General features: G+C 71.0%; 23 protein-coding genes and 1 pseudogene. 10 read left to right on the top strand and 14 right to left on the bottom strand.

The features are described from left to right. Positions 1-10: 10 nt before the first annotated feature. From ydiJ to Q7A36_RS30945, 4 genes are all read right to left on the bottom strand, one after another. Positions 11-3,061 (bottom strand): D-2-hydroxyglutarate dehydrogenase YdiJ, encoded by a 3,051-nt coding sequence (ydiJ, locus tag Q7A36_RS30960; RefSeq protein WP_305107650.1) that lies wholly within the window; start codon positions 3,059-3,061, stop codon positions 11-13. Next, positions 3,058-4,062 carry a hydroxyacid dehydrogenase gene (locus Q7A36_RS30955; protein WP_305107649.1) on the bottom strand — a complete coding sequence of 335 codons (1,005 nt, stop codon included), beginning with the start codon at positions 4,060-4,062 and terminating at the stop codon, positions 3,058-3,060. Before Q7A36_RS30955 ends, ydiJ begins: the two co-directional genes overlap by 4 nt. 23 nt (positions 4,063-4,085) lie before the next feature. Then, positions 4,086-4,763 carry an RraA family protein gene (locus Q7A36_RS30950; RefSeq protein WP_305107648.1) on the bottom strand — a complete coding sequence of 226 codons (678 nt, stop codon included), beginning with the start codon at positions 4,761-4,763 and terminating at the stop codon, positions 4,086-4,088. A 73-nt stretch (positions 4,764-4,836) separates the two neighbouring features. Next, entirely contained in the window at positions 4,837-5,664 is an 828-nt protein-coding gene (locus tag Q7A36_RS30945) for a tripartite tricarboxylate transporter substrate binding protein (protein WP_305107647.1), read from the bottom strand. A 289-nt stretch (positions 5,665-5,953) separates the two neighbouring features. Here Q7A36_RS30945 and Q7A36_RS30940 point away from each other — a divergent pair, with 289 nt between their 5' ends. The 3 genes from Q7A36_RS30940 to Q7A36_RS30930 are packed head-to-tail and all read left to right on the top strand — an operon-like array spanning position 5,954 to position 8,634. Continuing rightward, positions 5,954-6,955 (top strand): Bug family tripartite tricarboxylate transporter substrate binding protein, encoded by a 1,002-nt coding sequence (locus tag Q7A36_RS30940; protein WP_305107646.1) that lies wholly within the window; start codon positions 5,954-5,956, stop codon positions 6,953-6,955. Between the two features lie 6 nt (positions 6,956-6,961). Next, positions 6,962-7,870, top strand: a complete 909-nt coding sequence (locus Q7A36_RS30935; RefSeq protein WP_305107645.1) for an SMP-30/gluconolactonase/LRE family protein — start codon at positions 6,962-6,964, stop codon at positions 7,868-7,870. A gap of 29 nt (positions 7,871-7,899) precedes the next feature. Continuing rightward, the gene (locus Q7A36_RS30930) at positions 7,900-8,634 is read left to right on the top strand and encodes an IclR family transcriptional regulator (protein WP_305107644.1); all 735 of its coding nucleotides are present in this window, start codon (positions 7,900-7,902) and stop codon (positions 8,632-8,634) included. Between the two features lie 60 nt (positions 8,635-8,694). On the opposite strand, the gene Q7A36_RS30925 is transcribed toward Q7A36_RS30930, so the two are convergent. The 7 genes from Q7A36_RS30925 to Q7A36_RS30895 form a co-directional block, all read right to left on the bottom strand. Then, positions 8,695-8,898 (bottom strand): hypothetical protein, encoded by a 204-nt coding sequence (locus Q7A36_RS30925; protein WP_305107642.1) that lies wholly within the window; start codon positions 8,896-8,898, stop codon positions 8,695-8,697. 474 nt (positions 8,899-9,372) lie between these two features. Then, positions 9,373-10,944 (bottom strand): class I adenylate-forming enzyme family protein, encoded by a 1,572-nt coding sequence (locus Q7A36_RS30920; protein WP_305107641.1) that lies wholly within the window; start codon positions 10,942-10,944, stop codon positions 9,373-9,375. 37 nt (positions 10,945-10,981) lie between these two features. Continuing rightward, complete coding sequence (locus Q7A36_RS30915; protein WP_305107640.1) at positions 10,982-11,932, bottom strand: 3-hydroxyacyl-CoA dehydrogenase NAD-binding domain-containing protein; 951 nt, start codon at positions 11,930-11,932, stop codon at positions 10,982-10,984. Between the two features lie 73 nt (positions 11,933-12,005). After that, complete coding sequence (locus Q7A36_RS30910) at positions 12,006-13,226, bottom strand: ABC transporter substrate-binding protein (protein ID WP_305107639.1); 1,221 nt, start codon at positions 13,224-13,226, stop codon at positions 12,006-12,008. A 60-nt stretch (positions 13,227-13,286) separates the two neighbouring features. Continuing rightward, on the bottom strand, positions 13,287-13,727 hold the full coding sequence (locus Q7A36_RS30905) for an acyl-CoA thioesterase (protein WP_305107638.1): 441 nt from the start codon (positions 13,725-13,727) through the stop codon (positions 13,287-13,289). Between the two features lie 47 nt (positions 13,728-13,774). After that, positions 13,775-14,560 carry a crotonase/enoyl-CoA hydratase family protein gene (locus Q7A36_RS30900; RefSeq protein WP_305107637.1) on the bottom strand — a complete coding sequence of 262 codons (786 nt, stop codon included), beginning with the start codon at positions 14,558-14,560 and terminating at the stop codon, positions 13,775-13,777. Positions 14,561-14,663: 103 nt separating this feature from the next. After that, positions 14,664-15,152 (bottom strand): MarR family winged helix-turn-helix transcriptional regulator, encoded by a 489-nt coding sequence (locus Q7A36_RS30895; protein WP_305107636.1) that lies wholly within the window; start codon positions 15,150-15,152, stop codon positions 14,664-14,666. 152 nt (positions 15,153-15,304) lie between these two features. On the opposite strand from Q7A36_RS30895, the gene Q7A36_RS30890 reads away from it, so the two are divergent. The 5 genes from Q7A36_RS30890 to Q7A36_RS30870 all read left to right on the top strand — a co-directional run bounded on the left by Q7A36_RS30890 (position 15,305) and on the right by Q7A36_RS30870 (position 20,083). Continuing rightward, the gene (locus Q7A36_RS30890; protein WP_305107635.1) at positions 15,305-16,486 is read left to right on the top strand and encodes a 4-hydroxybenzoate 3-monooxygenase; all 1,182 of its coding nucleotides are present in this window, start codon (positions 15,305-15,307) and stop codon (positions 16,484-16,486) included. Positions 16,487-16,537: 51 nt separating this feature from the next. Beyond that, entirely contained in the window at positions 16,538-17,266 is a 729-nt protein-coding gene (pcaH, locus tag Q7A36_RS30885; RefSeq protein ID WP_305107634.1) for a protocatechuate 3,4-dioxygenase subunit beta, read from the top strand. Between the two features lie 3 nt (positions 17,267-17,269). Beyond that, positions 17,270-17,911, top strand: coding sequence for a protocatechuate 3,4-dioxygenase subunit alpha (gene pcaG, locus Q7A36_RS30880; RefSeq protein ID WP_305107633.1), 642 nt, complete (start codon positions 17,270-17,272; stop codon positions 17,909-17,911). A gap of 148 nt (positions 17,912-18,059) precedes the next feature. Next, positions 18,060-18,950 carry a BKACE family enzyme gene (locus tag Q7A36_RS30875; protein WP_305107632.1) on the top strand — a complete coding sequence of 297 codons (891 nt, stop codon included), beginning with the start codon at positions 18,060-18,062 and terminating at the stop codon, positions 18,948-18,950. 752 nt (positions 18,951-19,702) lie between these two features. Continuing rightward, positions 19,703-20,083, top strand: coding sequence for a DJ-1/PfpI family protein (locus Q7A36_RS30870; protein ID WP_305107631.1), 381 nt, complete (start codon positions 19,703-19,705; stop codon positions 20,081-20,083). Between the two features lie 125 nt (positions 20,084-20,208). Here Q7A36_RS30870 and Q7A36_RS30865 read toward each other — a convergent pair whose 3' ends face one another. After that, positions 20,209-21,078, bottom strand: coding sequence for an LLM class F420-dependent oxidoreductase (locus tag Q7A36_RS30865; protein ID WP_305107630.1), 870 nt, complete (start codon positions 21,076-21,078; stop codon positions 20,209-20,211). Between the two features lie 219 nt (positions 21,079-21,297). Further along, positions 21,298-22,557, bottom strand: a complete 1,260-nt coding sequence (locus Q7A36_RS30860) for a CinA family nicotinamide mononucleotide deamidase-related protein (RefSeq protein ID WP_305107629.1) — start codon at positions 22,555-22,557, stop codon at positions 21,298-21,300. On the opposite strand from Q7A36_RS30860, the gene mtgA reads away from it, so the two are divergent. After that, complete coding sequence (gene mtgA, locus Q7A36_RS30855; RefSeq protein WP_370655732.1) at positions 22,535-23,236, top strand: monofunctional biosynthetic peptidoglycan transglycosylase; 702 nt, start codon at positions 22,535-22,537, stop codon at positions 23,234-23,236. The two genes, Q7A36_RS30860 and mtgA, sit on opposite strands and share 23 nt — an antisense overlap. Positions 23,237-23,402: 166 nt before the next feature. On the opposite strand, the gene Q7A36_RS30850 is transcribed toward mtgA, so the two are convergent. After that, complete coding sequence (locus Q7A36_RS30850; RefSeq protein WP_305107628.1) at positions 23,403-24,584, bottom strand: phytanoyl-CoA dioxygenase family protein; 1,182 nt, start codon at positions 24,582-24,584, stop codon at positions 23,403-23,405. 149 nt (positions 24,585-24,733) lie between these two features. Between Q7A36_RS30850 and Q7A36_RS41735 the strand changes: the two are divergent. Beyond that, a pseudogene (locus Q7A36_RS41735) lies at positions 24,734-24,898 on the top strand (transposase); the annotation flags it as partial. Between the last annotated feature and the right edge of the window lie 105 nt (positions 24,899-25,003).

Raw genomic sequence — 25,003 nt, 5'->3', positions numbered from 1 at the left:
CCGTGCCTGTTCAGGCCGAAGCCGTGACTTGCCGTCGCAGGGCGTGCAGCAGCGCCTGCGCCGGGTGCGGCAATGCAACCTCGTCGAAGCGCTTCACCTGGGACCGGCAGGAGTAGCCGGTGGCCAGGAGGTGTCCCGCCTGCCCCTCGCTGGTGACGTGGTGGCGCCAGCTCAGGCCGTAGATCCGCTCCGAGGTGTCGCGGTGCTCGGCCTCGTGGCCGTAGGTGCCCGCCATGCCGCAGCAGCCCGCCGCCAGGACCTCCAGCCGAAGGCCGTGCCGGGTGAAGACCGACTGCCAGTCACGCAGCGACGCGGTGGCGGTGGTGCGTTCCGTGCAATGCGGCAGCAGCCGGTAGTGCGCCGGTGCGGCGCGCGGCCCGTCCATCTCCTGCCGTGCCAGCCATTCCTGCAGCAGCAGCACCTGCGGCAGGTTTCGCCCGCCCAGCACCTCGGCATATTCGGCGCGGTAGGTCAGCGTCATGGAAGGGTCGATGCCGACCAGCGCGACGCCGGTCTCGGCCAGGGCTTGCAGCCCCGCGGCATTGGCCGCCGCCACCCGCCCGAAGGCGCCGAGGAAGCCATGCACGTGCAGCGCCTTGCCGTTCGGCCGGAAGGGCGCCAGCCAGGGCGAGGCGCCCAGCAGCCGCAGCAGGTCGAGCACGTCGAGGACGAGCCGCGTCTCGTAGTGGGTGGTGAAGGCGTCCTGCACGAGGATGACGGCCCGGCGCCGCTCCTCCTCGGCCAGCGCCCGCAGCGCCTCGGGCGTCGCCAGGGCCACGCCGCGCGCCGACAATTCGGCCCGCAGGTCGATGCCGGACAGGCCGGGCGTGTCCACCAGCCCCAACCGGCGCAGCACCGCGCGGCCAACGGTGCCCGCGGCGACCGCATTCGCGAGACGCGGGACCCGCGCCATGGCGGGCAGCAGGTGCTCGAGCGTGCCGACGAGGTGGTCCCGCGGCGGCCGCAGGTAGCGGCCATGGTAGAGTTCAAGGAACTTCGCGCGGAAGCCCGGGACATTCACCTTGATCGGGCAGCCGCCCACGCAGGACTTGCAGGCGAGGCAGCCGTCCATCGCCTCCTTCACCTGGTGCGAGAAGTCCGCCTCGCCCCGGCGCCGGGCGAGGGTATTGCGGAGGCGCGCGGGGAAGCTCCGCCAGCCCGCGGCGCCACGCAGGCGGCGCGTCTGCTCGACCGGGTCCGCGCCGGCCTCCGCCAGCCGTCGCAGCCACTCCTTCACCAGCATGGCCCGGCCCTTCGGCGAATGCCGCCGGTCGCGCGTGGCCTTCCAGGAGGGGCACATGGCCGCGTCCGGGTCCCAATCGTAGCAGGCGCCGTTGCCGTTGCAGTGCATCGCCTCATCGAAGGCGATGCGTGCCCCTGCCGGGATGCTGCGGTCCGCCTGGCCGCGGGTCGGCACGCCGTCCACCGTCAGCAACGCGCTGCCATCGGGTGTGGCGATCTTGCCGGGGTTGAGCTGGTTGCGCGGGTCGAAGGCCGCCTTCACTGCCTGCACCAGCGGATAGAGCGGGCCGAAGAACGTCGGGGAATACTCCGACCGGACGCCCTTGCCGTGCTCGCCCCAGAGCAGGCCGCCATATTTCCGGGTCAGGCCGACGACGGCATCGGTGACCTCGCGGACCATCGCCGCCTGCGCCGGGTCCTTCATGTCGATGGCCGGGCGGACATGCAGCACCCCGGCATCAACATGGCCGAACATGCCGTAGTCCAGCCCGCGCGCATCGAGCAGGCCGCGGAACTCGGCGATGTAGTCGGCCAGGTGCTCCGGCGGGACCGCCGTGTCCTCGACGAAGGGGATCGGTCGCTTCTCGCCCTGCATGTTGCCGAGCAGCCCGACGGCGCGCTTGCGCATTTCCCAGACGCGCCGGACCGCCGCCTCGCCGCGGGCAATGGTGTGGCCGAGGCGGCCGCAGGCGGGGCCCGCCTCCGCCAGCGCCGCCGTCAGCCGCTGCAGCGGCGCCTCGACCTCCGCTTCCGCGTCGCCGACGAACTCGATGAGGTTGACGCCGCGCGCGGGGCCGGAGGCATCGTCCGGGAAGAATTCCCGCACGCCTTCCCAGACGATGTCCTGCTGCGCCAGGATCAGCACCTTGGAATCCACGGTCTCGATGGAGGCGGGGCCGAATTCCATCAGCGCCTGGGCGTCGCGCAGCGCCGCGTCGAAGCTGGCGTAGCGCAGGTTCACCAGGGCGCTTCGCTTCGGGATGGGCAGGACATTCAGCTTCGCCTCGGCCAGGATGCCGAGCGTGCCCTCCGAGCCGCAGAGCACGGCGTTCAGATCGAAGCGGCCCTCGCGGGTGCGGATATGCGCCAGGTCGTAGCCGGTCAGGCAGCGGTTCAGCCGGGGAAAGCGGGCCGTGATCTCCTCGCGGTGCTCGCGTTCGATGGCGTCCACCGCGCGGTGGATGGCGCCGATGCGGTCGGCGCGCCGCTGCACCGCGCGCAGGTCCTCGTCGTGCAGCGGGTGGGAATGCCAGACGGTGCCGTCGGCCAGCACCGTGGTCAGCTCCAGCACATGGTCCCGCGTCTTGCCGTAGAGGCAGGAGCCCTGGCCACTGGCATCGGTGCTGACCATCCCGCCGATGGTGGCGCGGTTGGAGGTCGAGAGCTCCGGCGCGAAGAACAGCCCGTACGGCGCAAGGGCCGCGTTGAGCTGGTCCTTCACCACCCCCGCCTCGACCCGCACCCAGCGCGCCTCGGCATTGATCTCGAGGATGCGATTCATGTGGCGGGACACGTCCACCACCAGCCCGTCCGTCAGCGACTGCCCGTTGGTGCCGGTGCCGCCGCCGCGCGGCGCGATGCGCACCCCGGCGAAGCGCGGCTCCGCCAGCAGGCGCCCGATGCAGGCGAGGTCCGCGGTGCCGCGCGGGAAGGCGATGGCCTGCGGCACCAGCCGGTAGATCGAGTTGTCGGTGGCCAGCACCGTCCGGTCGCCATCGGCGGTCGAGAGCTCCCCCTCGAAGCCGGCGGCGCGCAGTGCCTCCAGGAACGCCGCAGTGGCCGCCCCCGGCGCCTCCGTCAGGGGCAGGCACGGGATCATGCGGCGGCGAGCCGGAGCCCGCCCGGCACCACGACCGCGCCCGGCAGCGCCGGCAGGCGGCCGGCGAGGACGGCGACGATGCTCTCCGCCGCCCCGGTGGACATGCCGACCGCGCCGCGCGGGGTATTGGCCGCGAGGTGCGGCGTCGGCAGCACGCGCGGGTGGGCCCGGAGCGGGCTGGCGAGGTCGAGCGGCTCCTTGGCGAAGACATCGAGGCCAGCCCAGGCCAGGTGCCCGCTGTCGAGCGCGGCCAGCAGCGCCGCCTCATCCACGATGCCGCCGCGGGCGGTGTGGACCAGGATGGCGCCGCGCGGCAGCCGGGCGAGCTCTGTCGCGCCGATCATGCCGCGGGTCGTGGCATCCAGCGGGCAGTGCAGCGACAGCACCTCGGACCGCGCCAGCAGGGCGTCCAGCGTCTCCACCCGCTCGGCCGGGCCGGGCAGCGGCCCGGGCGGCAACAGCGGGTCATAGGCGCTCACCGTCATGCCGAAGGCGGCCGCGAGCCGCGCAACCTTGGAACCGATGGCACCATGGCCGACGATGCCGAGCGAGACGCCGTCCACGTCGCGGGTCATGCGGGAGGTCTTCTCCCACTTGTCGGCGCGCATCCCCGCCTGAACTTCGGGCAGGTCCTTCAGCATGGACAGCATCAGCGCCATGGCGTGCTCGGCGACCGAGCGGGAATTGGCGCCGGCGGCGCGGGTCACCGTCAGCCCGCGGGCTTCGGCGGCGGCGAGGTCGATGCCGTCCAGTCCGGCGCCGTGACGGGCGATGACGCGCAGCGCGGGCGCGGCGGCATCCATCACCGCACCGTTGATGATGCCCTGGCGGTGCAGGATGGCGACCGGCTTGTGCGCGGCGATGGCGGCGAGGAGATCCGCCTCGGACGGGTAGGCGTTGACGCAGGGCACCGTGTAACCGGCCTGCTCCAGGATGGCGACGGCCTCGGGCGCAAGGAAGGCGGCGGTGACGAGGACGGCGGGCTTCGCGGCGTGGGTCATGGGGCGCTCTCTCGGAAAGGGGGTCAGGCCAGGCCGTCGCAGCCGAGGCGGCGCAGCGTGGCGTCCACCCAGGAGGCGTCGTGGGTACCGGCCTCGATATTCGCCATCTGCCGTGCCTCGGCGGCCGCCTTCTGGCTGGCCGCGGCGTGCACCGCCTCGACCGCGTCGAAGGGGACGCAGAGCAGGCCGTCATCGTCGCCGAGGATCAGGTCGCCCGGCTCGATCACCATGCCGTCGATGGCGATGGGGACGTTGATCTCGCCCGGGCCGTCCTTGTAGGGGCCGCGATGCGTGACGCCGGCGGCGAAGACCGGGAAACCCTGACCGCGGATCGCCGCGCTGTCGCGGATGGCGCCGTTCAGCACGACGCCGCCCAGGCCGCGGCGGACCATCTGCGCCAGCATCAGATCGCCCATCAAAGCGTTGGTCAGGTCGCCACCGGCATCGACCACGATCACGTCGCCCGGTTCGGCGAGCGCGATGGCCTTGTGGATCATCAGGTTGTCGCCGGGGCGGGCCTTCACGGTCAGCGCCGGGCCGGCGAGACCGCCGCCGGCATGCATCGGCCGCAGGCGCGCGCCGCCGGCGGTCATCCGCGCCATGGAGTCGCTGACATTGGCAACGGGCAGTGCGCGGAAGCGGGTGACCGCGTCCGGGGCGACCTTGCGGTTGCGCGGCAGGATCCTGAAACCGATGGCCATGGCGGCCCCTCTCCCCGGGTGATGCCGGTCCTTGATAGATGCCGGCCATATAAAACGCAATGCTATTCTGTTTTCACTCCTTCCACGGGTGGCGATCCCAGAGGGCGCGCAGCGCCGCCTCGCCCCCGAGCGCCGCCACGCGATAGGCGTCGCCCACCAGCGGATGCAGGATCAGCCCGGCCCGGGCGGCCGCCTCGGTCCAGGCCGGATCGGCGAAGATGGCGGCGAGGGCACCCTCGAGCGCGGTGCGGATCGGCTCCGGCAGCTTCGGCGGCCCGAACAGGCCGCGGCCGGCGGAGAAGACCAGGTCTGTCCCGCTCTCCCGATAGGTCGGGATCTCCGGCGCGGCCGCATCGCGTGCGGGAGCGGCCAGGGCCAGGGCTCGGATGGCGCGGTCCCGCAACAGGGGCAGCGCTTCGCTGAGGTTGAAGGCGCCGACCTCGAGCTGGCCGCCCAGCAGCGGCACGAGGAGCTGCGAGGTGCCGTTGAAGGGGATGTGGTTCAGCCGGACGCCCGCCTTCTCCTCCAGCAGCAGCGCGGCGATGTGGTCGTCCCCGCCGATCCCCGCGGTGCCGTAGGAAAGGTCACCCGGCGACTTGCGCGCCGCCGCCAGCATGCCCGGCAGGTCGCGCAGCGGGCTGTCCATGCGCACGAAGAGGCCGCAGGGGTCCTCGACGACCTGGGCGAGCCAGGTGAGCTCCGCCGCCCGCCAGCGGACGGGGCGCTCGATCGGCTGGCTCAGCACCGTCGGGGTGGCGCAGGCGCCGAGGGTGAAGCCATCCGGCGCGGCATTGGCCACCGCCTCCGTGCCGAGTTGGCCGCCGGCCCCGGGCCGGTTGGAGACGATGACGCGGGCGCCCGGGAGCCGGGCCGCGAGGAAGGGCGCGATGGCCCGCGCCATGGCATCCATGCCGCCCCCTGGCGCGAAGGGAACCACGATCTCGATGGGGCGGCCGGCGGGCCAGGGCAGGGCGGGCCAGGGCAGGGCGGGCCAGGGCAGGGCGGGCCAGTGCAGCGGCTGCGGCGGCGAGGACGGGACGGCGGCCGAGGCGGGGGTGCAGCATGGGTTCAGGTTCCTCCGAGGCGCGGCTTCGCTTGACAGACCGCACCATGGGCGCCCTATAACGAAACACTATTCTGAAATACAGCCCGGAAATGCCGCATCCGCGCCAATGGGAAGGAAGCCGCCCGTGTTCCAGCGTCGCCAGTTCCTCCATGCCACCCTCGCCGGCGCGGCCGTCGGCCTCGGGACCGGGCGCCGCGCCCTCGCCCAAGGGGATGCCTGGCCATCCCGGCCCGTGCGGATCGTGGTCGCCTGGGCGCCCGGCGGCGCGGTGGACACCATCGCCCGCCGCCTCGGGCAGAAGCTCTCGGAGCAGCTCGGCAAGCCGGTGGTGGTGGAGAACAAGTCCGGCGCCACGGGGACCATCGGCGCCGCCGAGGTCGCGCGCGCCGCACCCGATGGGCACACGCTGCTGGCGATGGACAATACCTATGCCATGCTGCCCTACCTGTTCCAGAAGCTGCCCTTCGACCACGCCACCGCCTTCCGGCCGGTCACGGTGAGCGCCTTCTCCCCGGTCATGCTGGCCGTGCACCGCGACGCGCCGTGGCGCGACCTGGCCTCCTTGGTCGCGGCGGCAAAGCGCAAGCCCGAGGAGATCACCTACGGCACGGGCGGCATCGGCAGCGCACCCCATTTCGCCACCGCCGCCTTCGCGCAGGCCGCCGGGGTGAAGCTCTTCCACGTGCCCTTCAAGGGCGCCGGCGAGGCGGTCACGGCTGTCCTCGGCCAGCAGGTGGACATGGTCATGATCTCGCTCGGCTCCGCCCTCGGCCATGTCCGCGGCGGGCTGCTGCGGCCTCTGGCGATGAGCGGGACAAGCCGCACCGCCGCCCTGCCGGACGTGCCGACCTTCAGGGAGGCGGGCCTGCCCGGCTTCGGCCCGCATGGCGAGGGCGTGGTGAACTGGTCCGGCCTGGCGGCCCCGGCCCGCACGCCGGATGCGGTGGTGACGCGTCTGCAAGCCGAGGTGGCGACCGCGTTGAAGGCGCCGGACATGCAGGAGTTCCTGGCCTCCATCGCCTCCGAGCCCGGCGGCATGCCGCCCGAGGCCTTCGCCACGCTCCTCACCGAGGAAACCGCGCGCTGGCGCGACGTGGCGAACGGCGCCGGCATCGAGAGGCAGTAACCCGGCATGTCCTTCTTCGCGCCGCCCCCGCGCCTCGGCACCGAGGTCTTCACCCGCCTGCCCGACCGCTTCCGCCGCCCGCGCCCGACCGAATGGGCGCGCTGGAACCGCGGCGGGCGGGAGATCGACAGCTTCCTGGAAGGGCCCTGCTGCGACGCCGAGGGCCGGCTCTATGTCACCGACATCCCCTTCGGCCGGATCTTCCGCATTTCGCCGGATGGGGAATGGGAACAGGTGGCGGAGTACGACGGCTGGCCGAATGGGCTGAAGGTGCTGCCGGACGGCCAGCTGCTGGTCACCGACTACCGGCGCGGCCTGATCCGCATCGACCCGGCGACCGGCGGCATCACCCCCGTCCTGGAGACGGCGCGCAGCGAGGGCTTCAAGGGGCTGAACGACCTCTGCCTCGGCGCCGACGGCAGCGTCTTCTTCACCGACCAGGGGCAGACCGGGCTGCACGACCCGACCGGGCGCGTCTACCGCCTGCGACCCGAAGGACGGCTCGAACTGCTGATCGGCACGGTGCCGAGCCCGAACGGTATCGTCGTCGCGCCGGACCTCTCGCACCTCCTCGTCGCCGTCACCCGCGCCAACCAGGTCTGGCGCCTGCCGCTGCACGGCGACGGCGCCGTCACCAAGGCCGGGATCTTCTGCCACCTGCACGGCGGCCCCGGCGGGCCGGACGGGCTGGCCTGGGACCCGGAGGGCAACCTGCTGGTTGCGCATACCGGCATCGGTACGATCTGGCGACTCTCGCCGCGAGCCGAGCCGACGCTCGGCATCACCTCCTGCGCTGGCGCCTCCACGACCAATCTCTGCCTTGGCGGCGCCGATCGGCGCGAGCTCTTCATCACGGAGAGCGAGACGGGGAGCATCCTGCGCGCCAGGTTGGAAGCGCCTGGGCCGGCGCGGTAAGTTCAGGTCGGGGCAGCAGGAGGCGTCGCATGGCCGAGGGATCGAAGGCACGTCCTGCGGTGGAAGGCGTCGCCTCGGCCGACCGGGCGCTCACCGTGTTGTCGGCCTTCCGCAAGGGCGACCGCGCGGTCTCCCTCGCGGAACTCGCCGCCCGCACCGGCCTGGTGAAGAGCACCATCATGCGCCTCGCGGTCTCGCTCGAGGCGCACGGCTTCCTCGCGCGGACGGAGGACGGTGAATACCGCCTCGACGCGGAGGTGCTGCGGTTGGGCACGATCTACACCCAGTCCTTTCGCATGGAGGCGCATGTCATGCCCGTGCTGGAGGAACTCGTCGCCCGCACCGGCGAGACGGCGGCCTTCTACGTTCGCCGCGGCGAGCAGCGCCTTTGCCTCTTCCGCGCGGACAGTCCGCACCTGCTGCGGATGCATGTGCGGGTCGGCGATGCGATGCCACTCGACAACTCTTCCATTGCACAGGTGCTGCGGGCCTTCTCGCCGCGGCCCTTGCCCGCCTATGTCGCCGCTCTCGACCTGCCGATCGTGACCATGGGGGCCACCGACCCGCATACCGGCGCGATGGCCATGCCGGTTTTCGGTCCTGGCGAGGCGCTTGCCGGCGCGCTTGCCCTTTCGGCCCCGGTCAGCCGCTGGACGCCAGAGGCGATCGCGGCCGCGCGCCCGGTGCTCGCCGAGGCTGGCACGACGCTGACGCGGCGGCTTGGGGGCGAGATGCCGGCGATACCGCGCGCCGCAGCGGAGTAGCGTCGCCTTTGCCTTGGCGCTCCGGATACATCCGACGCCTATCCCTGACCGCGGCGCATTTCAGGGTGGAGCGAAGCGGCCGACTGGCATGGGCGCATTGCCGAGCGGCGCCTGGAAGGGCTGCTCGATGAGCCCCGGCCGGGCGCGCCACCCACGGTCGACGCTGCCAAGCTCAGCGAGCTGGGCGATACCGTCGCGCGCTGGGTGGCCGGTTTCAACCGCGCTGGCCTGGCCGCAGTGGTGCCACAGCATGGAGGTGGCCACCAGATCCGCTACGGTGAAGCTGAGCAGCGACGCAGTCCGGGTGAAGTCGCCCGGGCACCGGAGCGGGCGCGGGATGGCACGGCGACGTGATCATTGACGACGCTGCGGGATGCGCTGCGTCGGGCCGAGGATGCCCTGCCCGGCATCGGCACCCAACGATCGGCCGCGCCCTGCACCCTGCGACGGGACACGTGCACCTCCAGCCGGTCAGCAGTTGCACCAATCCGGTGCTGCATGGCTGGCTGAAGACGCAGTTGGAGGTGATCCTGGCGGCGCAGCGGCCCGCCACCGCAGACCCAAGATCAGCCAAGCCCATCAATCGCCCACGAGAGCGGGCCCAAGCCGAATCCGGAAGTGCACGACCGGATCGGGCCGGATGCCCGATACGATCCGAGGCAGACTGCGGGAAAGGCGGCCCGGCCATCCACGCCTGCAGCCGTGAGAGCAAAGACCCACCAGCGGGGTCCCGATACGTCATCCTGGTCCGCTCAAGGAATCCGCCGCAGCGCGTCGGAGCGCGATGCGGTCGAGCTTCTGCGCCCCGGTCATCGGCAGCGCCTCGACGATGCGGATCTCGCCCGGGCATTTGTAGGCGACCAGCCGTTCCGCCAGATGGGCCGCGAGCTCCGCTTCGGTGATCGCCTCGCCCGCGCGCGGGACCACATAGGCCACCAGGGCCTCGCCGCCGGTGCGCGCATCCGCCACGCCCACCACGCCGGCGGCCGCGACCCGCGGGTGGGCATAGAGCACTTCCTCGACCTCGCGCGGGAAGACGTTGAAGCCCTTGACCAGGACCACGTCCTTCCTGCGGTCGGTGATGAAGAGGAACCCATCCGCATCCAGGTGGCCGATATCGCCGGTATAGATGAAGCCGTCCCGGATGGTCTCCGCCGTCTCCTGCGGACGGTTGCGGTGGCCGGTCATCATATGCGGGCCGCGCACCCGCACCTCGCCGCGCTCGCCGGCGGGCAGGATGCGGCGGCCGGTCTCGAGGTCGACGATCTGGATCTCGTTGCAGGGTATCGCCGGCCCGACCGAGCCCGGCCGCACGCCGGACAGCGCGGTGGTGCCGCTGATCGGCGCCATCTCGGTCATGCCGTAGCCTTCGTGCACGTCCAGCCCGGTGGCACGCTTCCAGCGCTGGTGCAGTTCCAGCGGCATGGGCGCGCCACCGGCGGGGCAGATGCGCAGGGCCGAGAGGTCGGCGCCCGGCAGGTTGGCGGCGGCGAGCAAGCCCGCATAGATCGCCGGCGGGCCGCCGCCGAAGACGGTCACGCGGTGCCGCGCCAGCATCTCGACCACATGCTCGGGCTTGAAGCGTTCGGGGATCACCACCTCCGCCCGGGCCGAGACCGGCGCCAGCACGCCCTGCAGGAAGCCATAGACATGCGTGAAGGGCGCGATGGGCAGCCAGACCTCGCCGCTCATGCGCGTCGGCCAGTTGTACTCCACGCAGCGGACCGCGGTGACCAGCCGCCCATGCGTGTGCTCGACCGCCTTTGGCAGGCCCGTGGTGCCGCCGCTGAAGAGCAGCGCGGCGACGTCATCCGGCGCCGCCGCGGGGCGGTCGAGGCGCGCCTCCGGCTCCGCCACGAGCCCGGCCAGCGTCACCTCGGCACCGAGGCAGATCACCGAGGCGATGCCGAGCCGGCCCGCCAGGCCGCGGACGAGGTCGCGCGTCGCGGGCGTGCAGATGACGGCCCGAGGCATGACCTCCCGCAGCAGGGGCTCGAGCTGCGGCGCGGGGTAGAGCGGGTTGAGCAGCGCGGGGACCGTCGCCGCCCGCAGCGCGGCGAAATAGGCGATGTCGAACTCGGCCGAGTTCGGCAGCAGCAGCGCGACCACCGCACCGGGTTCGGCATCCGCGGCCAGGCGCCGCGCCAGCGCCGCAACGGCGCGCCCCGCCTCGCGGTAGGTGAGAGTGGTGTCGAGGTGCCGCAGCATCACCGCTTCCGGCGCCGTGGCGACGGCATGGTCGAACATGGCGGACACGGTGCGCAGGTCCGGACGCGGCTCGCCGACGCCCCAGACGGGAAGAGCAGGCATGACCATGCGAGCCTCCGTCACGATCCGACCGCCCGCATCAGGGCAGGGTTCCCGCATCCGCCTTCAGCCGCAGCAACTCCAGCAGGACGGCGTCGCGCTGCCGGACCATCTCGGCCTGGTCGCGCCCGGACAGTTCCTGCGCGACGCCCGCCGCCACGTCCCCGCCCAGCGCCGCATCCACCGAGACCTCGCCCAGCTCGCGCCACATGCGTTCGGTGGCCTGCCAGAGCGGCTTGCCGAAGAGCGCGCCGATGCCGCCCGGCCCGCCCGAGAGGTGCAGGTTGAGGAAGGGCCCAAGCAGGGCCCAGCGCAGCCCCGGGCCATGCGCGATGGCGGCGTCGATCTCCTCCACGCCGGCGACGCCCGCCTGGACGAGGTGGAAGGCCTCCTGCCACAGCGCCGCCTGCAGCCGGTTGGCGACATGGCCGCGGATCTCCCGCCGCAGCCGGATCGGCTTCTTGCCGATGCCGGCATAGAAGGCCATGGCGCGGTCCAGCACCGCCTCCGCCGTCGCCTTGCCGCCCAGCACCTCGACCAGCGGGATCAGGTGCGGCGGGTTGAAGGGGTGGCCGAGCACGACGCGTTCGGGGTGGCGCGCACAGGCCACCTGCACCTCGCTCATCAGCAGGGTCGAGGAGGAGGAGGCGAGGATGACCTCCGGCCCGGTCGCCGCATCCAGCCGGGCATAGAGCTCGCGCTTCAGGTCCAGCCGCTCGGGCCCGTTCTCCTGCACGAAATCCGCGGCGGCGGCGGCTTCCTCGGCGGAGCCGGCGAACCGCAAGGCCTCGGGCGAGGCGCCGGGCGCGAGGCCCATCGCCTGCATCGCCGGCCAGTGCGCGGCGACGGCCGCCCGCAGCGCCGCCTCGGCGCCCGGCGCCGGGTCCCAGGCCGTCACCCCGAGGCCGCGGGCGAGGAAGCAGGCGGTCCAGCTCGCGCCGATGACGCCCGTGCCGATCACCGCGACCCGCTCGATCGAGGCTATGGTCATGCCACGGCTCCCTCCTCCTGGAATGCGACCTCGAGGGCGGCGTCCCTCGGCGCGCCACCCTCGGGCAGGCGCGTCACCCGGTGACGAGCGGGCAGCGGCCATCGGCGAGCGGGCGATAGGCCTGCTCCGCCGGGACGGTGCCGACCTCCTTGAAGAAGTCCCACTCGCCGCGGGACTCCGCCGGGGTCTTCGCCTGCATCAGGTAGACCGGGTGGATCTTGCGGCCATCCTGCCGCACCGTCCCCTTGCCGAAGATCGGGTCGTCGGTCGGGATCGCCTTCATGGCGGCGACGACGGCGCGGCCGTCCTCGGCGCCGCCGACCTGGGCGACCGCCTTCAGGAAATGCAGCGTGGCACCGTAGCAGCCGGCCTGCATGTCGTTCGGCATGAGATGGCGCGGATGCGCCGCCTGGAAGCGCCCGGCGAAGGCGCGCGTGCCCTCGTTCAGGTCCCAGTAGAAGGGCATGACGGCCAGCAGGCCCTGCGCGTCCCGCAGGCCGATGGGCTGGATCATGTTGATGTTCACCACCGGGCCGGCGACCTTCATCTGCCGGGTCAGGCCGAACTCCGCCGCCTGCTTCAGCGCCGTGGTGGTGTCGCCGCCGGCATTGGCCAGGCAGAGCACGTCGGCGCGCGAGGCCTGGGCGGTGAGCAGGAAGCTCGAATAATCCGTGGTGCCGAGCGGGTGGCGCACCGCACCGGCGATGCTGCCGCCCGCCTTCTGCACCGCGTCCGTGATGCTGCTCTGCAGGTCGTAGCCGAAGGCATAGTCGGCGACGAGCAGGAACCAGCGCTTGCCGCCGCGCTCGACCAGCGCCCGGCCGAGGCTGTTGGCCAGCGACCAGGTGTCGTAGGTCCAGTGCACGGTGTTGGGCGAGCATTTCGCCCCGGTGAGCTCCGAGGTGCCGGCGCCGCTGCCGATGAAGACCTTGTTCTTCTCGCGGCAGAGCTCGGCGACGGCCAGCGCCACGGCGGAGTTCGGCACGTCGAGGATCATGTCGACGCCGTCGAGATCGAGCCAGCGCCGGGCGATGGAGGCGCCGATATCGGGCTTGTTCTGGTGGTCGGCGAAGACGACCTCGACCGGCCGGCCCGCGACGCGCCCATCGCCGTCGGCGACGGCGAGTTCCGCCGCGACGACCGAGCCGCGGCCCTGGTAGTCGGAATAGACGCCCGACATGTCGTTCAGCACACCGATCCTGACCGGCTTGCCACCACCCTGCGCCCGGGCCGCCCCGGGCGCGGCGGCGATCGCCCCGGCCGCGCCGGCGAGGAGCATCCTGCGTTGGATCATGGTTCCTTCCTCCCTGTCTGGCGGCATTCGCGGCCGCGTCGATGTCCCTCTGTGCCGCGCTCAGCCCTCCCCGGGCGGCGTGACCGCGAAGCGCGCGGTCACCTCCTCCGGGATGGGGCGGGCCTTGATGCCGCCCGGCCGGTCGGGATCCGCGCCAACCCAGACCCGGGTCTCGAAGCCCTCGACCGCGAGGGTCCCGTCGGCCCGCAGCAGGCGGTGCCGCACGTCGAAGCTGCTGCGGCGGAACTCGGCCACCGTGCTCTCGATCCGCACCTCGTCGCCATAGGCGCAGGGCACCCGGAAGCTCGCGCGCGTGTCGACCAGCGGGATGCCGACGATGCCGTAGTGCTTCACCATGGCGGCCTTGGTCATGCCGAGGGCGCGGGCGAAGAGGCCGGCGGTGGCCGCGTCGAACCACTCGAAGTAGCGGGGATTGAAGACGATGCCGGCGGGGTCGCAGTCGCCCCATTCGATCGTCCGCTGGCGCGTGTTGGTGAACATCGGTCCTCCGCCGCGGGCCGCCGCCCGCCTGTCTTGGGGCGCCCCGGTCAGCCCTGCCCTGGGCCGGCCACCTTCGCCGCGCGCTTGGCGACGAAGTCGGCAAGGCGCTCCGCCGCCTCCGGCCCGGTCTGCGCGAGCGCCGCCATCACGCTCTCGACGAAGAGGCCGTCATCCTCGCTCATGTCCTGGATGCGCGGCAACGCCTGCAGCACGCCGAGGACGGTGAGCGGCGCCATGTCGGCGACCTTCGCCGAGAGCTCCGCCGCCTTGGCCGGCGCCTCGCCCTCCGGCACCAGGTACTGCACGAGGCCGGCGCGCTCCGCCGCCGCGGCGTCCAGCACGCGGCCGGTGAGCATCATGTCCATCATGCGCGGCGCGCCGAGCAGCCGCGCCACATGCACCGAGGCGCCGCCGCCGACATAGATGCCGCGCGTGCCCTCGGGCAGGGCGAAGAAGGTGGAGGCATCCGCCACGCGCAGGTGGCAGGCCGCCGCAAGCTCGAGCCCGCCGCCGACGGTCGCACCATGCAGCGCGGCAATCGCGGGGATATGACCGCGGCGGACCGCGGCGAAGACGGCGTGCCAGCGGCGGGAGTGGTGGAAGACCTCCGCCGGCTCGCGGGCGCGGTGCTCGGCCAGGTCGAGGCCGGCGCAGAAGCAGGGGCCATGGCCATGGACCACCATGGCGCGGGCTTCGCCCTGCGCCCGCCGCGCTGCCGCTTCGAACTCCGACAGGAGCGCGTCGTTGATGGCATTGCGCTTCTGCGGGCGGTTCAGGCCGACCCAGGCGACGCGGTCCCGGAGTTCGTATGTGACGGCGTTCGGGACGTCCATGGAGCGCCTCTCCCTCGAAACTGGGCTTGCGCCAGTTATGTAAGCTGCATAATAGTCTCGTCGGTGACCGCCGCAAGTGCCAATGCGGGGGCGGGGAGGGCGTTCAGCGATGCAGGAGTTTCCGCAGCAGCGCGACGAACTGCCTGCGCTCGGCCGGCGTCAGGGCCTCGACGAAGCGCGCATCGGTGTCGCGGTGGGTGCGCTCCATCTCTTGCCAGGCGCGGGCGCCGGCCGTGGTCATGTGGAGCATGCTGGCGCGCAGCTCGGCCTCGTCCACGGTCCGCTCCACCAGCCCCGCCGCCACCAGGGCGTTTACCAGCGCCGCCACGTTGGACGGCTTCACGCGCAACTCCTCCGCGATGGTACCGGGCCGCACGCCCGGATTGGCGGCGATGAGCGCGAGCACCGAGAAGCCCGCCGGCGTGACGCCGAGCCCGGCGAAATTGCGATGGAATTCCTCGAAGGCCCGCAACTGCGCCAGCCGGACGAGGAAGGCCGGGCTGTCCGCGAGCGGCGAGGCGATGGCGCCGTTCCCTGCGGCGATCCGCGGTCTTGGGGCAGCGGCGCCTTTGGCGCGAGGTAGCGAAGACATGCGCGGGATGTATCGCGTCATGCGTCGGACCAAAAGGCAAATGCGCGCAGGGCGGCGCCCGGCCATCCGCCCTGAGTGCCGCCTGAGGCTTGCCCGACCATGCGGCGATGCCTGAACGGACGTGACCCGGTTTGCTGCGGGGAGGAGACACCATGCTGCGCACACAGGTCGGAATCGTCGGGGCGGGTCCGGCAGGACTCCTGCTCTCGTTGATGCTGCAACGGCGCGGCATCGACTCCGTCATCATCGAGGCGCGGGACCGCGAGGCGATCGAGGCGACGATCCGCGCCGGCATCCTCGAGCAGAGCACGGTCGACCTGATGGCGGAGCTCGGCGTCGCGGACCGGCTGCGGCGCGAGGGCGTGGTGCATGAGGGGACCATCCTCCGCTTCGGCGGCCGCAACCACCGCATCGACTTCAAGGAGCTCACCGGCGGCCGCGTCGCCACGCTCTACCCGCAGCATGAGGTGCTGAAGGACCTGATCGCCGCACGGCTCGCCCAGGGCGGGCGGATCCTGTTCGGGACGAAGGTGAACGAGGTCGCCGATGTCGGCACGGCCGCGCCGGTGATCCGCTTCGCCGGCGCGGACGGCGCGGCCGGAGAGCTGCGCTGCGACGTGGTCATCGGCGCCGACGGCTCCTACGGCGCCTGCCGCCCGGCCATCCCGGCGGACCGGCGCAGGGACTTCCTGCGGATCTATCCCTTCGGCTGGTTCGGCATCCTCTGCGAGGCGCCGGTCTCCTCGGAGGAGCTGATCTATGCCCGGCACGAGCGCGGCTTCGCGCTGATCAGCAGCCGCACGCCGGAGGTGCAGCGGATGTACTTCCAGTGCGACCCGAACGATAGCGTCGAGAACTGGTCGGAGGACCGGATCTGGGCGGAGCTGCAGGCGCGCGTCGCCGGCGAGGACGGCTTCCGCCTGAAGCAGGGGCGGATTTTCCAGAAGAACATCGTGCCCATGCGCAGCTTCGTCTGCGAGCCGATGCAGTACGGCCGGCTGTTCCTGGCCGGCGATGCGGCGCATGCGGTGCCGCCCACCGGGGCCAAGGGGCTGAACCTGGCGGCGAGCGATGTCTGGCATCTCGACCGCGCCCTCGGCGCCTTCTTCGCCGATGGATCGACCGCGCTGATGGAGGGCTATTCCGCCGCGGCGCTGCGCCGGGTCTGGCGGGCGCAGCACTTCTCCTGGTGGATGACCTCCATGTTGCACAGATTCCCGGATGCCAGCGAGTTCGACGATAGGCGCCAGCTCGCCGAGCTCGAGCTGGTCACCGGCACCATGCCGGCGGCGACCTCCCTTGCCCAGACCTATGTGGGCATGCCTTTCGGCTGAACCCCGCCTGCATCAGCCCATGCTCGTCCCGGCTTCGCAGAAAGGCATGCCATGAACCCGGACCAGGAATTCGTCCAGCGCGACACCGCGGCGCATCCGCCGGCCTTCACGCCGATCTACAAGACCAGCGCCTTCCGCTCGCCGCGGCTGCCGCTCTGGTCCCTGCAGAACTCCCTCTCGGAGGTGACCGGGCCGGTCTTCGGGCAAGGCGAACTCGGCCCGCTCGACAACGACCTGGTGCGGAACTATGCCCGCGAGGGCGGCGAGCCCATCGGGGAACGCATCATCGTCCACGGCCATGTGCTGGACGGCAATGCCCGCCCCGTGCCGGGGGCGCTGGTGGAGTTCTGGCAGGCCAATGCCGCCGGGCGCTACCGCCACCGCAATGACCGTTACGAGGCGCCGATCGATCCCAATTTCGGCGGCTGCGGCCGCTGCCTGACGGATGCCGAGGGGCGCTACCACTTCCGCACCGTCAAGCCAGGCCCCTATCCCTTCCGCAACCGCGTCAACGACTGGCGGCCGGCGCATATCCACTTCTCCGTCTTCGGTTCCGGCTTCGCGCAGCGGCTGATCACCCAGATGTACTTCGAGGGCGACCCGCTCATCCCGCACGACGCCATCCTCGCCACCATCCCCGATCCGGCGGCGCGCGAGAGGCTGGTGGCGCGGCTCGACCTCAACGCGGCGCTGCCGCTGCACACGCTGGCCTATCGATGGGACATCGTGCTGCGCGGCAGCCGGTCTACCCTCTTCGAGAACCGGCTGCAGGGGAACTAGGCCATGACCGAGCACACGCCGTCCCTCGGCTACCTGCCCGAGACGCCGTCGCAGACCGCGGGGCCCTATGTGCATATCGGGCTGATCCCCAGGCAGGCCGGCTTCGACATCTTCGAGAACACCCTCGGCGAAAGCATGGTCGGGCCGGAGACGCGGGGCGAACGCATCCGCGTCGAAGGCCGCATCTTCGACGGCACCGGCGCCCTGGTCCGCGATGCGCTGGTCGAGGTCTGGCAGGCCAATGCCGCCGGCCGCTACGCCCACCCCGCCGACCGGCAGGAAGGCAAGGCAATGGACCCCGGCTTCCGCGGCTGGGGCCGGACCGGGACCAACTTCGAGACTGGCATCTGGGCCTTCGAGACCATCAAGCCCGGCGCGGTCGAGGGCCGGCGCGGCCACAAGCCGATGGCGCCGCACCTCAACCTCTGGATCGTGGCGCGGGGCATCAATCTCGGCCTCGCCACCCGCCTGTATTTCGGCGACGAGGACGCGGCCAATGCCGCCGATCCCGTGCTGAACATCATCGAGCAGCCGGAGCGCCGCAGGACGCTGATCGCCCGCCGTGAGATGCGCGACGGCAGGCCCGCCTATGTCCTCGACATCCGGCTGCAAGGCGAGGGCGAGACCGTGTTCTTCGACCTCTGACGACACCGACCCGCCGGCGGGGAGGATGCGACGCATGGACAGGGTCCGCGTGGAAGCCGGACTGGCCCCGGCGGAGCCGCCATGCGATGGCATCGCCACCGGGCACAGGCCGGCATGACACCATCACGACCAGATTGAGGAGGAACTCATGGCAACCAGCAAGGTCATCGTCACCGTCGCGCCGACCGGCGGCATGGCGTCGAAGCAGGCCAATCCGAACCTGCCGACGCAGCCCGAGGAGATCGCCGAATCCGTCGCCAAGTCCTGCAAGGAGGGTGCGGCAATCGCCGCGCTGCACGCCCGTCGGCCGGACGACCAGGCGACCTGCAATGCGGAGATCTACCGCCGCATCAACGGCCTGATCCGCGAGCGCTGCGACATCGTGATCAACAACTCGACCGGCGGCGGGTCGTCGGGCGACATGCTGCTGCCGCGCCCCGACGGCATGTTCGAGAGCAATTTCGAGGAACGCCTGAAGGGTCTCGATGCCGGTGCCGAGATGGCGACGCTCGACGGCTTCACCGCCGTCGACGTCTTCGGCGACAAGGAGATCCTGGTCGTCACCACGCCGTCGCGCTGCGAGGCCATGGCGAAGCGCTTCCAGGAGCGCGGGATCAAGCCGGAATGGGAGGTCTTCAATCCCGCGCACATCATCCAGGACGTCACGCGGCTCATCCAGAAGGGCTATGACAAGCCGCCCTACTACATCAACATGGTCCTGGGCACCGACCGCAACTTCCAGGGCGGCATGCCCTACAGCCACGACCTGCTGACGGCGATGATCAGGCTGCTGCCGCCGCAATCGATCTGGTGCCTCTCGGCGATCGGCCCGGCGCAGTTGCCGGGCACGACGCAGGCCTTGCTGATGGGCGGCAATGTCCGCGTCGGACTCGAGGACAACAACTACTACAGCCGCGGCGTGCTGGCGACCAACGAGATGCTGGTCGCGCGCACGGTACGGATCGCCAAGGAGCTCAACCTCGAGATCGCCTCACCGGCCGAGGCGCGCGAGATCCTTGGGCTGTCGCCGCGCCACTGAAGCTGAGGCCAATCTCGGGACCGCCATAGTGTGGCGAGGAAAGATCCCGATGCCGCCGGTGCGATGGTCCTCAGCTTCGATCCGCAGGCCGGGGGCAGGTATTGATCCGGTCTGGGTGCATTGAGCGCGTTCGCCGATGCTGTTGACGGTAGCAGCATCGGCGCGGCGGTCGGCGCAAGATGACACAAGCCAGCCCAATAGTTGCCGGGCCGGGCCTCGCACAGACCTCGGCCGGGCTCGCCTTCCACCCGATGGCGAGCGAGGCGTCTCTGCTCGGCATGGAGGCGCTCGACACGCTGATCGTGATCGGCGGAGAAGGCGCGCGGGAACGCACCGGGGACCGGTGGCTGCAAAGGCTGGTGCAGCACCTTGCCCGGAGGGCGGAACGCCTTGTCGGCGTCTTCACGGGCGCCTTCATCCTCGCCGCCGACGGCCCGCCCGAGGGGACGTCGCGTGACCACCCGCTGGCGCTACTGCGCGGAACTGGCGCGGCGCCATCCCGGCCTGGCGGTCGATCCGGAGCCGATCCTCATCCGCGACGGTCATCTCTCGACCTCCGCCGGGGTGACGGCGGACATGCACTTCGTGCTCGCCCTCGTCGAGGAAGATCACGGCCATGCCCTGGCGCTGGCCGTCGCGCGGGAGCCGATGCTCTTCCTCCGCCGCCCCGGCGACCAGACACAGTTCAGCCGCGTGCTGGCGGAGCAGAGCCAGGGCGGGTCGCGGCTCGGTGCGCTGACCGCCTGGCCGCCGTGGCCGAATGCTGCGGCTTCGGCACCGAGGAGACGATGCGCCGCGCCTTCACCCGCCAGCTCGGCATCTCGCCGGGCGACGACCGCGACCGCTTCCGCCGCGGCTCCGCCCACGGTGCAACCCAGGCCATGGACCTCCACGCATGCGACCTGCAGGGGCTGCGCATCAGCCCCGACGCCGCGACCGCCGCCTCGCCGCAGCCCGACCTGCTGCACAGTCCCGGTGGCTTCGCGCAGGAAGCGCTGACGGACGACGACAAGGTGCCTGGCTGGATCCGTCGGCAGGCGGAGGGCGCGCACAGTCTCTTCTCGGTTTGCACCGGCGCGCTGGTTTGCGGCGCGGCGGGGCTGCTGCGGGGGCGGCGGGCGACGACCCATTGAGCGTCCTTCCACCTGCTGCCCTGTTTCGCGCCTCGGCCTGCACCGCGATCCAGGCGCCTGCCACCGGCTGACGGCGCGCTCGCCGTTGCGCCGACCACGGCCCGCCGGATGTGGAGCGGCGACGGTCACGCGGCTGATTTCACAAGCCTCTCCATCTCTGCCATGCGCTCCCTGATGCGCTCGGGGCGCTGACTTCCCAGGTTCAATACAAGACGGTCGACACCCAACCCCGCGTACTCCTGCATGGCATCGACCGGCATCGTGGCCGGCGGGGTGATGATGATCTGGAAGTCCTTGCGGCGTTCACGCCCGGCCTTGGCGAAGGCTTCGTCGAGCCTGCGGATCATGTCCTTCGTGCCGGCAGGGTCGCGGTTGAAGCCATACCAGCCGGCACCGAACCGCACGGCGCGGCGGAGCGCCGGCTCCGCATATCCGCCGACGATGATCGGCACGTGCGGCTTCTGGATCGGCTTGGGATCCAGCCGGCAGGCCTCGAACGTCACCCATTTGCCTGCGAAGTCGACCACCGGCTCGGTCCACAGCCTCTGCATGACCTCGAGGAACTCATCGCAGCGCGCTCCACGGTCTTCCCAGCCATAGCCGCAGGCCTCGACCTCCTCCTTGTTCCAGCCGACGCCGATGCCGAAATCGATGCGGCCGTTGGTCAGCCAATCCAGCGTGCAGATCTCCTTCGCCGTGTAGAGCGGGTTGCGCTGAGGCACGAGGGCAACGCCGGTGCCCAGGCGCAGCTTGCTTGTCGCGGCGGCCAGGAAGCCGAAGGTGGCGACCACGTCCAGCAAGCCCCCGCCCTCCGGGACGGGAATGCGCCCATCCTTCGAGCCGGGATAGCCGAAGGTGTTCTTGTCGAAGAGGACGACATGCTCGCCCATCCAGATCGAGTCGAGGCCGATGTCCTCGGCGTGGCGTCCGAAGTCGCGGATCATCTCCGGCGTCGCCAAGGGCGACATGAAGGTGGAAAACACTCCGATCTTCATGCAGGCATTCCTTCCTGATCAATGCCGACTGGCCGGATGGCGACGCGTCCCTCCGAATGCAGGTCGGCATATATGCCGTCCATTGGCGCTCCGCTGCCCCGGGCGCCTCGACCCGCGGTACAGGCTAGTCCCGACCAGGAGCGCGTGGGTAGCCAATCGACGATCGCGGACCTGCGGATGGCTGCGGCTGCTTCGACTGCGCCCCGGGTCGGGGGAGCCTCAGCGTCGCTCGAAGTCCAGACGCTCGTCGGTGGGGAGGCCATGCAGGTGGCGGCGCAGGCAATCGAGCCCCATTTCCGCGGCACCGAGGCGCACCCACTCCCGACCGCCGACCAGCCGTGCCTCCCGCACGATCTCCGCCTCGGGACTGACCAGGCCAATGGTGATGACGCCGCCGGCGTCCGCCCCCTCCGCGCCCGCCTCCATCGTGACCAGCACGGCGAGAGCGTGCGTCGCGTTGCTCTGCTTCCGCAAGGCCAGGCACATCTTCAGGGCCGTCTCAGGCGAGAAGTCGCGTGCCACGGTACCGACGGCGGCCGCCAGCTCTTCAGGCTTGCGGCTGACCAGACCACGCCGAAGGACGTCCTCCGCCCCATCCACCTGGAGAAGCCGGGATGCGATGGCGCCGCCGGTCAGGGTTTCGGCAACGGCGAGCGTGCCGTCGCGGGCCCGCAGCGCGCCCAGCACCACCGCCTCCAGGGTCTGCCCGTCCTCGGCGACGATGAAGTTGCCCAGCCGGCGGCGGACCTCGATTTCGATGGGCGCCAGCTTGCGGTCGATTTCGTCCTGGTCGGCGCCACGCACCGCGAGCTTGGTTTCCAGCTCGGGGTAGTGTGCCTGGAAGCCCAGCTTGACGCCTCCGCCGGGCGCCAGGGCCTCGATGCCGGCCAGCATCTCGTCAGCGCGCGACTCGCCGATGCCGAAGGAATGAAAGCGCTTCAGCCGGGTCACGCCCTGCAGCCCCGCCTTGGCCAGGAGCCGGGGCATCACCTGCTCGTCCAGCATGCGCCGCATCTCGCGCGGAACGCCTGGCGTGAAGTAGAAGCGGGAACCCTCGATCGTGACGGCGAAGCCGCAAGCCGTGCCGATCGGATTGTCAAGGAACTCCGCGCCCTCCGGCAGCATGGCCTGCTTGCGGTTGTTGGGGGGCATCGGCCGGTTGCGCCGGGCATAGAACGCCTCCATGCGCGCCAGCCAGGGCTCGTTCAGGACGAGGGATACTCCGGCGGCATCGGCGGCCACCTCCTGCGACAGGTCATCGACCGTTGGACCAAGGCCGCCATTGACGATCACCGCGTCGGCCCGCGCCGCGGCCTGGCGGAAGGCCATGAGCAGGCTGGCGCGGTCATCGCCGACCGTCGTGCCCCAGCACACCTCCAGCCCGGCCTCACCCAGACGCTGGGCGATATGGCTGTAGTTGGTGTTGACCGTCTTGCCGGTCAGGATCTCGTCGCCGGTGCAGAGTATCTCGATGCGCATGTCGTTTCCCCAGAGCTTCCGGGCCGTGGTGAGGCTGTTCGGCCTGCTGATGGTCGCCGGCCCGCTCGCGATCATTCTCGTGTTCCGCTTTCTGCCGCCACCCGTCACGCCGCTGATGCTGATCCGAGCTGCCGAAGGCCATAGCTTGCGGCAGGACTGGGTTGCCTACGAGAGGATTGCGCCGGCGCTCGCGGAGGCGGTGATCGCGGCGGAGGACAACCTCTTCTGCAAACAGGCCATCGGCTTCGACTTCAACGCCCTTCAAGGCCAGATCGAAGCCTGGTGGGATGGTGAGCGGCCGAGAGGCGCGAGCACCATAACGATGCAGACGGCGAAGAACCTGCTGCTCTGGCCTGGTCGCGACCCGGTCCGCAAGCTGCTCGAGGCCTGGCTCACGCCCCAGATTGCCCTGCTGTGGTCAAAGCGCCGCATCCTCGAGGTCTATCTGAACATCGTCGAGTTCGGCCCGGGGATCTATGGCGCCGAAGCGGCGGCGCAGGCCTTCTTCGGCAAGTCGGCCCTGATGCTGTCCAGACGCGAGGCAACCCAACTCGCCGCGGTCCTGCCGAATCCGCTCGAATGGTCGGCTGCGATGCCCAGTCCCCATCTGCGGCAACGCGTCGCCGTCATCGAGCGGCGCCTCCCGCAGATCAGGCCGTTGCTCGCATGTGCGCGTTGAACCGCCGGAACCGCGTCGGGCCTGCGGCTTTCGAGGCCGGCCGCTGCCACACAGGGCTCAATGCCCGGACCGCACCGGGTTGATCGAACTGCAGCGCAGAATTCGGCGGCGCGCATCCCTGAACGATCAGGGCCATGCGTGAGAAGACCATGGGCCGCCGCCTGCCTCAAATGGCAAGGTCCTTGGTGTTGTAGTCGCGGATCACGCGGTCGAAGGTCTCGGGCGTGAAGCGGAATTGCTCCTCCAGCCCGGCGAAAGGCCGGTAGCGGAAGACCGGCTCCTGCGGGAAAGCCTGGTGCCGCGCGTCGATGGCGACCTGGATGACCGCGGAGCGTTCGAAGATGCGCCGCTCGTCATAGACGGCGTTGGTTTCCGCGATGGACAGCGCCGCCTTCTGGCCGAGCACCGAGCTGCGCCTATGGAAGCCGAAGGTCAGCGAGATCCGGATGTCGGGCGAGCTGTTGGCGAAGGAGCCATGCACGGCCTGGCGGTTCACCATGGTGACGTCGCCCGCCTTGCAGACCAGCGGCACCGCGCCGGGCAGTTGCTCGCTGCCGCCATTGGCCGCCACCATGGCCTTGATGTCCGCCTTGCCCAGCTTGTGCGAGCCGGGGATCACCCAGAGACAGTTGGCCGGCGTCGTCGGGTAGAGCTGCACCTGATAGTTGAAGCCGTGGATCCCCTCATCCCAGCTGGGCGAGTTCCAGTGCGTCACGCCGTCCTGGTGCCAGGCGACGGAGCCGCCAAGGCCGGGCTGCTTGACGAAGATCGCGTCGTTGAAGGGCACGAAGTCGGGGCCATTGATCGACTGCGCCGCGGCCAGCAGCTTCGGATGCCCATAGAGGCGCAGGCCAGAGGGCATCGCCTGGCACATGGCGTACATCAGGAACACCACATGCTCCGGCGCGCCTTCGTCCGGCGTCGGCTGGCTCATCTGCGCCGGGTGGCGTCCGCCGAGCAACTGCGTGCCGCCCCAGGGATCCGCGAGTGGCTTCGTGTAGCGGTAGGGGAAGCGCGCGTAGTCGAGGCCGAGCGCCGGGTGCCCCTGGGCATCGACCTTCGACTCCGGCCCGATCGGTGCGCGCGCGAGCATGGCCTGCGCATCCTCACGCAGCGCCTCGACCTCGGTCGGGTCGATCACGCCCTCGAAGATGTAGTAGCCATGGCGCCAATAGGCGGCCTGGATGTCGGGATGCAGCGCCCCTTCGTCGGTGAGGCGCAATGGCCCGCGGTTGCCGATCTCGGCGGCCCGCCGCTCCCCCGCGGCCTGATAGGTGGCCATCCCGGCGGCATGTTCCGCGCGGGAGAGGCCTCGTGCAGCCGTCGCCGGCCCGGCCATTTCGTTCATGGCGCGTCTCGCTCCCCTTGGCCCGGCCATCATGGGCGACAGGGCCGCAGCCGCACAAGCGGCCCGAGGCCGGCACCCCATGCTGGGTGCCTGTGGACGGCGTTGCTCGGCCGATCTGGCCGAGCCGCGATCCAATGCCGTGCCCTGCTCGGTCCACGCCTCGCGTCGAGGCCGGACCGCGGGGCACCGAGACACGGTCCGTCGTGACCAGTCTTGCCGGTGGCACGCCGCGGCGGATCTATGACGACCTCTACTGCGCCAGGGGACAGGCGGAAAATCATCCGAAGGCCTGGACGCGGTACCTCGCCGCCGACCCTAAGCAGACTTTCGCGGGTTGGGCCACACTTCGTGCGGTCCAACTCCTTGAAGCGAAAGCCTGCTTAGGGTTTTGTTGCAGCGCAAACCCCGAGGGGTTTGCT

The organism is Paracraurococcus lichenis (genome assembly GCF_030657435.1).
GTDB classification, from domain to species: Bacteria; Pseudomonadota; Alphaproteobacteria; order Acetobacterales; family Acetobacteraceae; genus Paracraurococcus; species Paracraurococcus lichenis.
Note: the sequence above shows the minus strand (reverse complement) of the source record. Positions and strands in the feature narration are given on the sequence as shown.

Coding starts and splice junctions, on each gene's coding strand:
- ydiJ (WP_305107650.1), bottom strand. CDS start 3,061: ATGATCCCGTGCCTGCCCCTGACGGAGGCGCCGGGGGCGGCCACTGCG.
- Q7A36_RS30955 (WP_305107649.1), bottom strand. CDS start 4,062: ATGACCCACGCCGCGAAGCCCGCCGTCCTCGTCACCGCCGCCTTCCTT.
- Q7A36_RS30950 (WP_305107648.1), bottom strand. CDS start 4,763: ATGGCCATCGGTTTCAGGATCCTGCCGCGCAACCGCAAGGTCGCCCCG.
- Q7A36_RS30945 (WP_305107647.1), bottom strand. CDS start 5,664: ATGGCGCGGGCCATCGCGCCCTTCCTCGCGGCCCGGCTCCCGGGCGCC.
- Q7A36_RS30935 (WP_305107645.1), top strand. CDS start 6,962: ATGTCCTTCTTCGCGCCGCCCCCGCGCCTCGGCACCGAGGTCTTCACC.
- Q7A36_RS30930 (WP_305107644.1), top strand. CDS start 7,900: ATGGCCGAGGGATCGAAGGCACGTCCTGCGGTGGAAGGCGTCGCCTCG.
- Q7A36_RS30920 (WP_305107641.1), bottom strand. CDS start 10,944: ATGCCTGCTCTTCCCGTCTGGGGCGTCGGCGAGCCGCGTCCGGACCTG.
- Q7A36_RS30915 (WP_305107640.1), bottom strand. CDS start 11,932: ATGACCATAGCCTCGATCGAGCGGGTCGCGGTGATCGGCACGGGCGTC.
- Q7A36_RS30910 (WP_305107639.1), bottom strand. CDS start 13,226: ATGATCCAACGCAGGATGCTCCTCGCCGGCGCGGCCGGGGCGATCGCC.
- Q7A36_RS30905 (WP_305107638.1), bottom strand. CDS start 13,727: ATGTTCACCAACACGCGCCAGCGGACGATCGAATGGGGCGACTGCGAC.
- Q7A36_RS30900 (WP_305107637.1), bottom strand. CDS start 14,560: ATGGACGTCCCGAACGCCGTCACATACGAACTCCGGGACCGCGTCGCC.
- Q7A36_RS30895 (WP_305107636.1), bottom strand. CDS start 15,152: ATGTCTTCGCTACCTCGCGCCAAAGGCGCCGCTGCCCCAAGACCGCGG.
- Q7A36_RS30890 (WP_305107635.1), top strand. CDS start 15,305: ATGCTGCGCACACAGGTCGGAATCGTCGGGGCGGGTCCGGCAGGACTC.
- pcaH (WP_305107634.1), top strand. CDS start 16,538: ATGAACCCGGACCAGGAATTCGTCCAGCGCGACACCGCGGCGCATCCG.
- pcaG (WP_305107633.1), top strand. CDS start 17,270: ATGACCGAGCACACGCCGTCCCTCGGCTACCTGCCCGAGACGCCGTCG.
- Q7A36_RS30875 (WP_305107632.1), top strand. CDS start 18,060: ATGGCAACCAGCAAGGTCATCGTCACCGTCGCGCCGACCGGCGGCATG.
- Q7A36_RS30865 (WP_305107630.1), bottom strand. CDS start 21,078: ATGAAGATCGGAGTGTTTTCCACCTTCATGTCGCCCTTGGCGACGCCG.
- Q7A36_RS30860 (WP_305107629.1), bottom strand. CDS start 22,557: ATGCGCATCGAGATACTCTGCACCGGCGACGAGATCCTGACCGGCAAG.
- Q7A36_RS30850 (WP_305107628.1), bottom strand. CDS start 24,584: ATGAACGAAATGGCCGGGCCGGCGACGGCTGCACGAGGCCTCTCCCGC.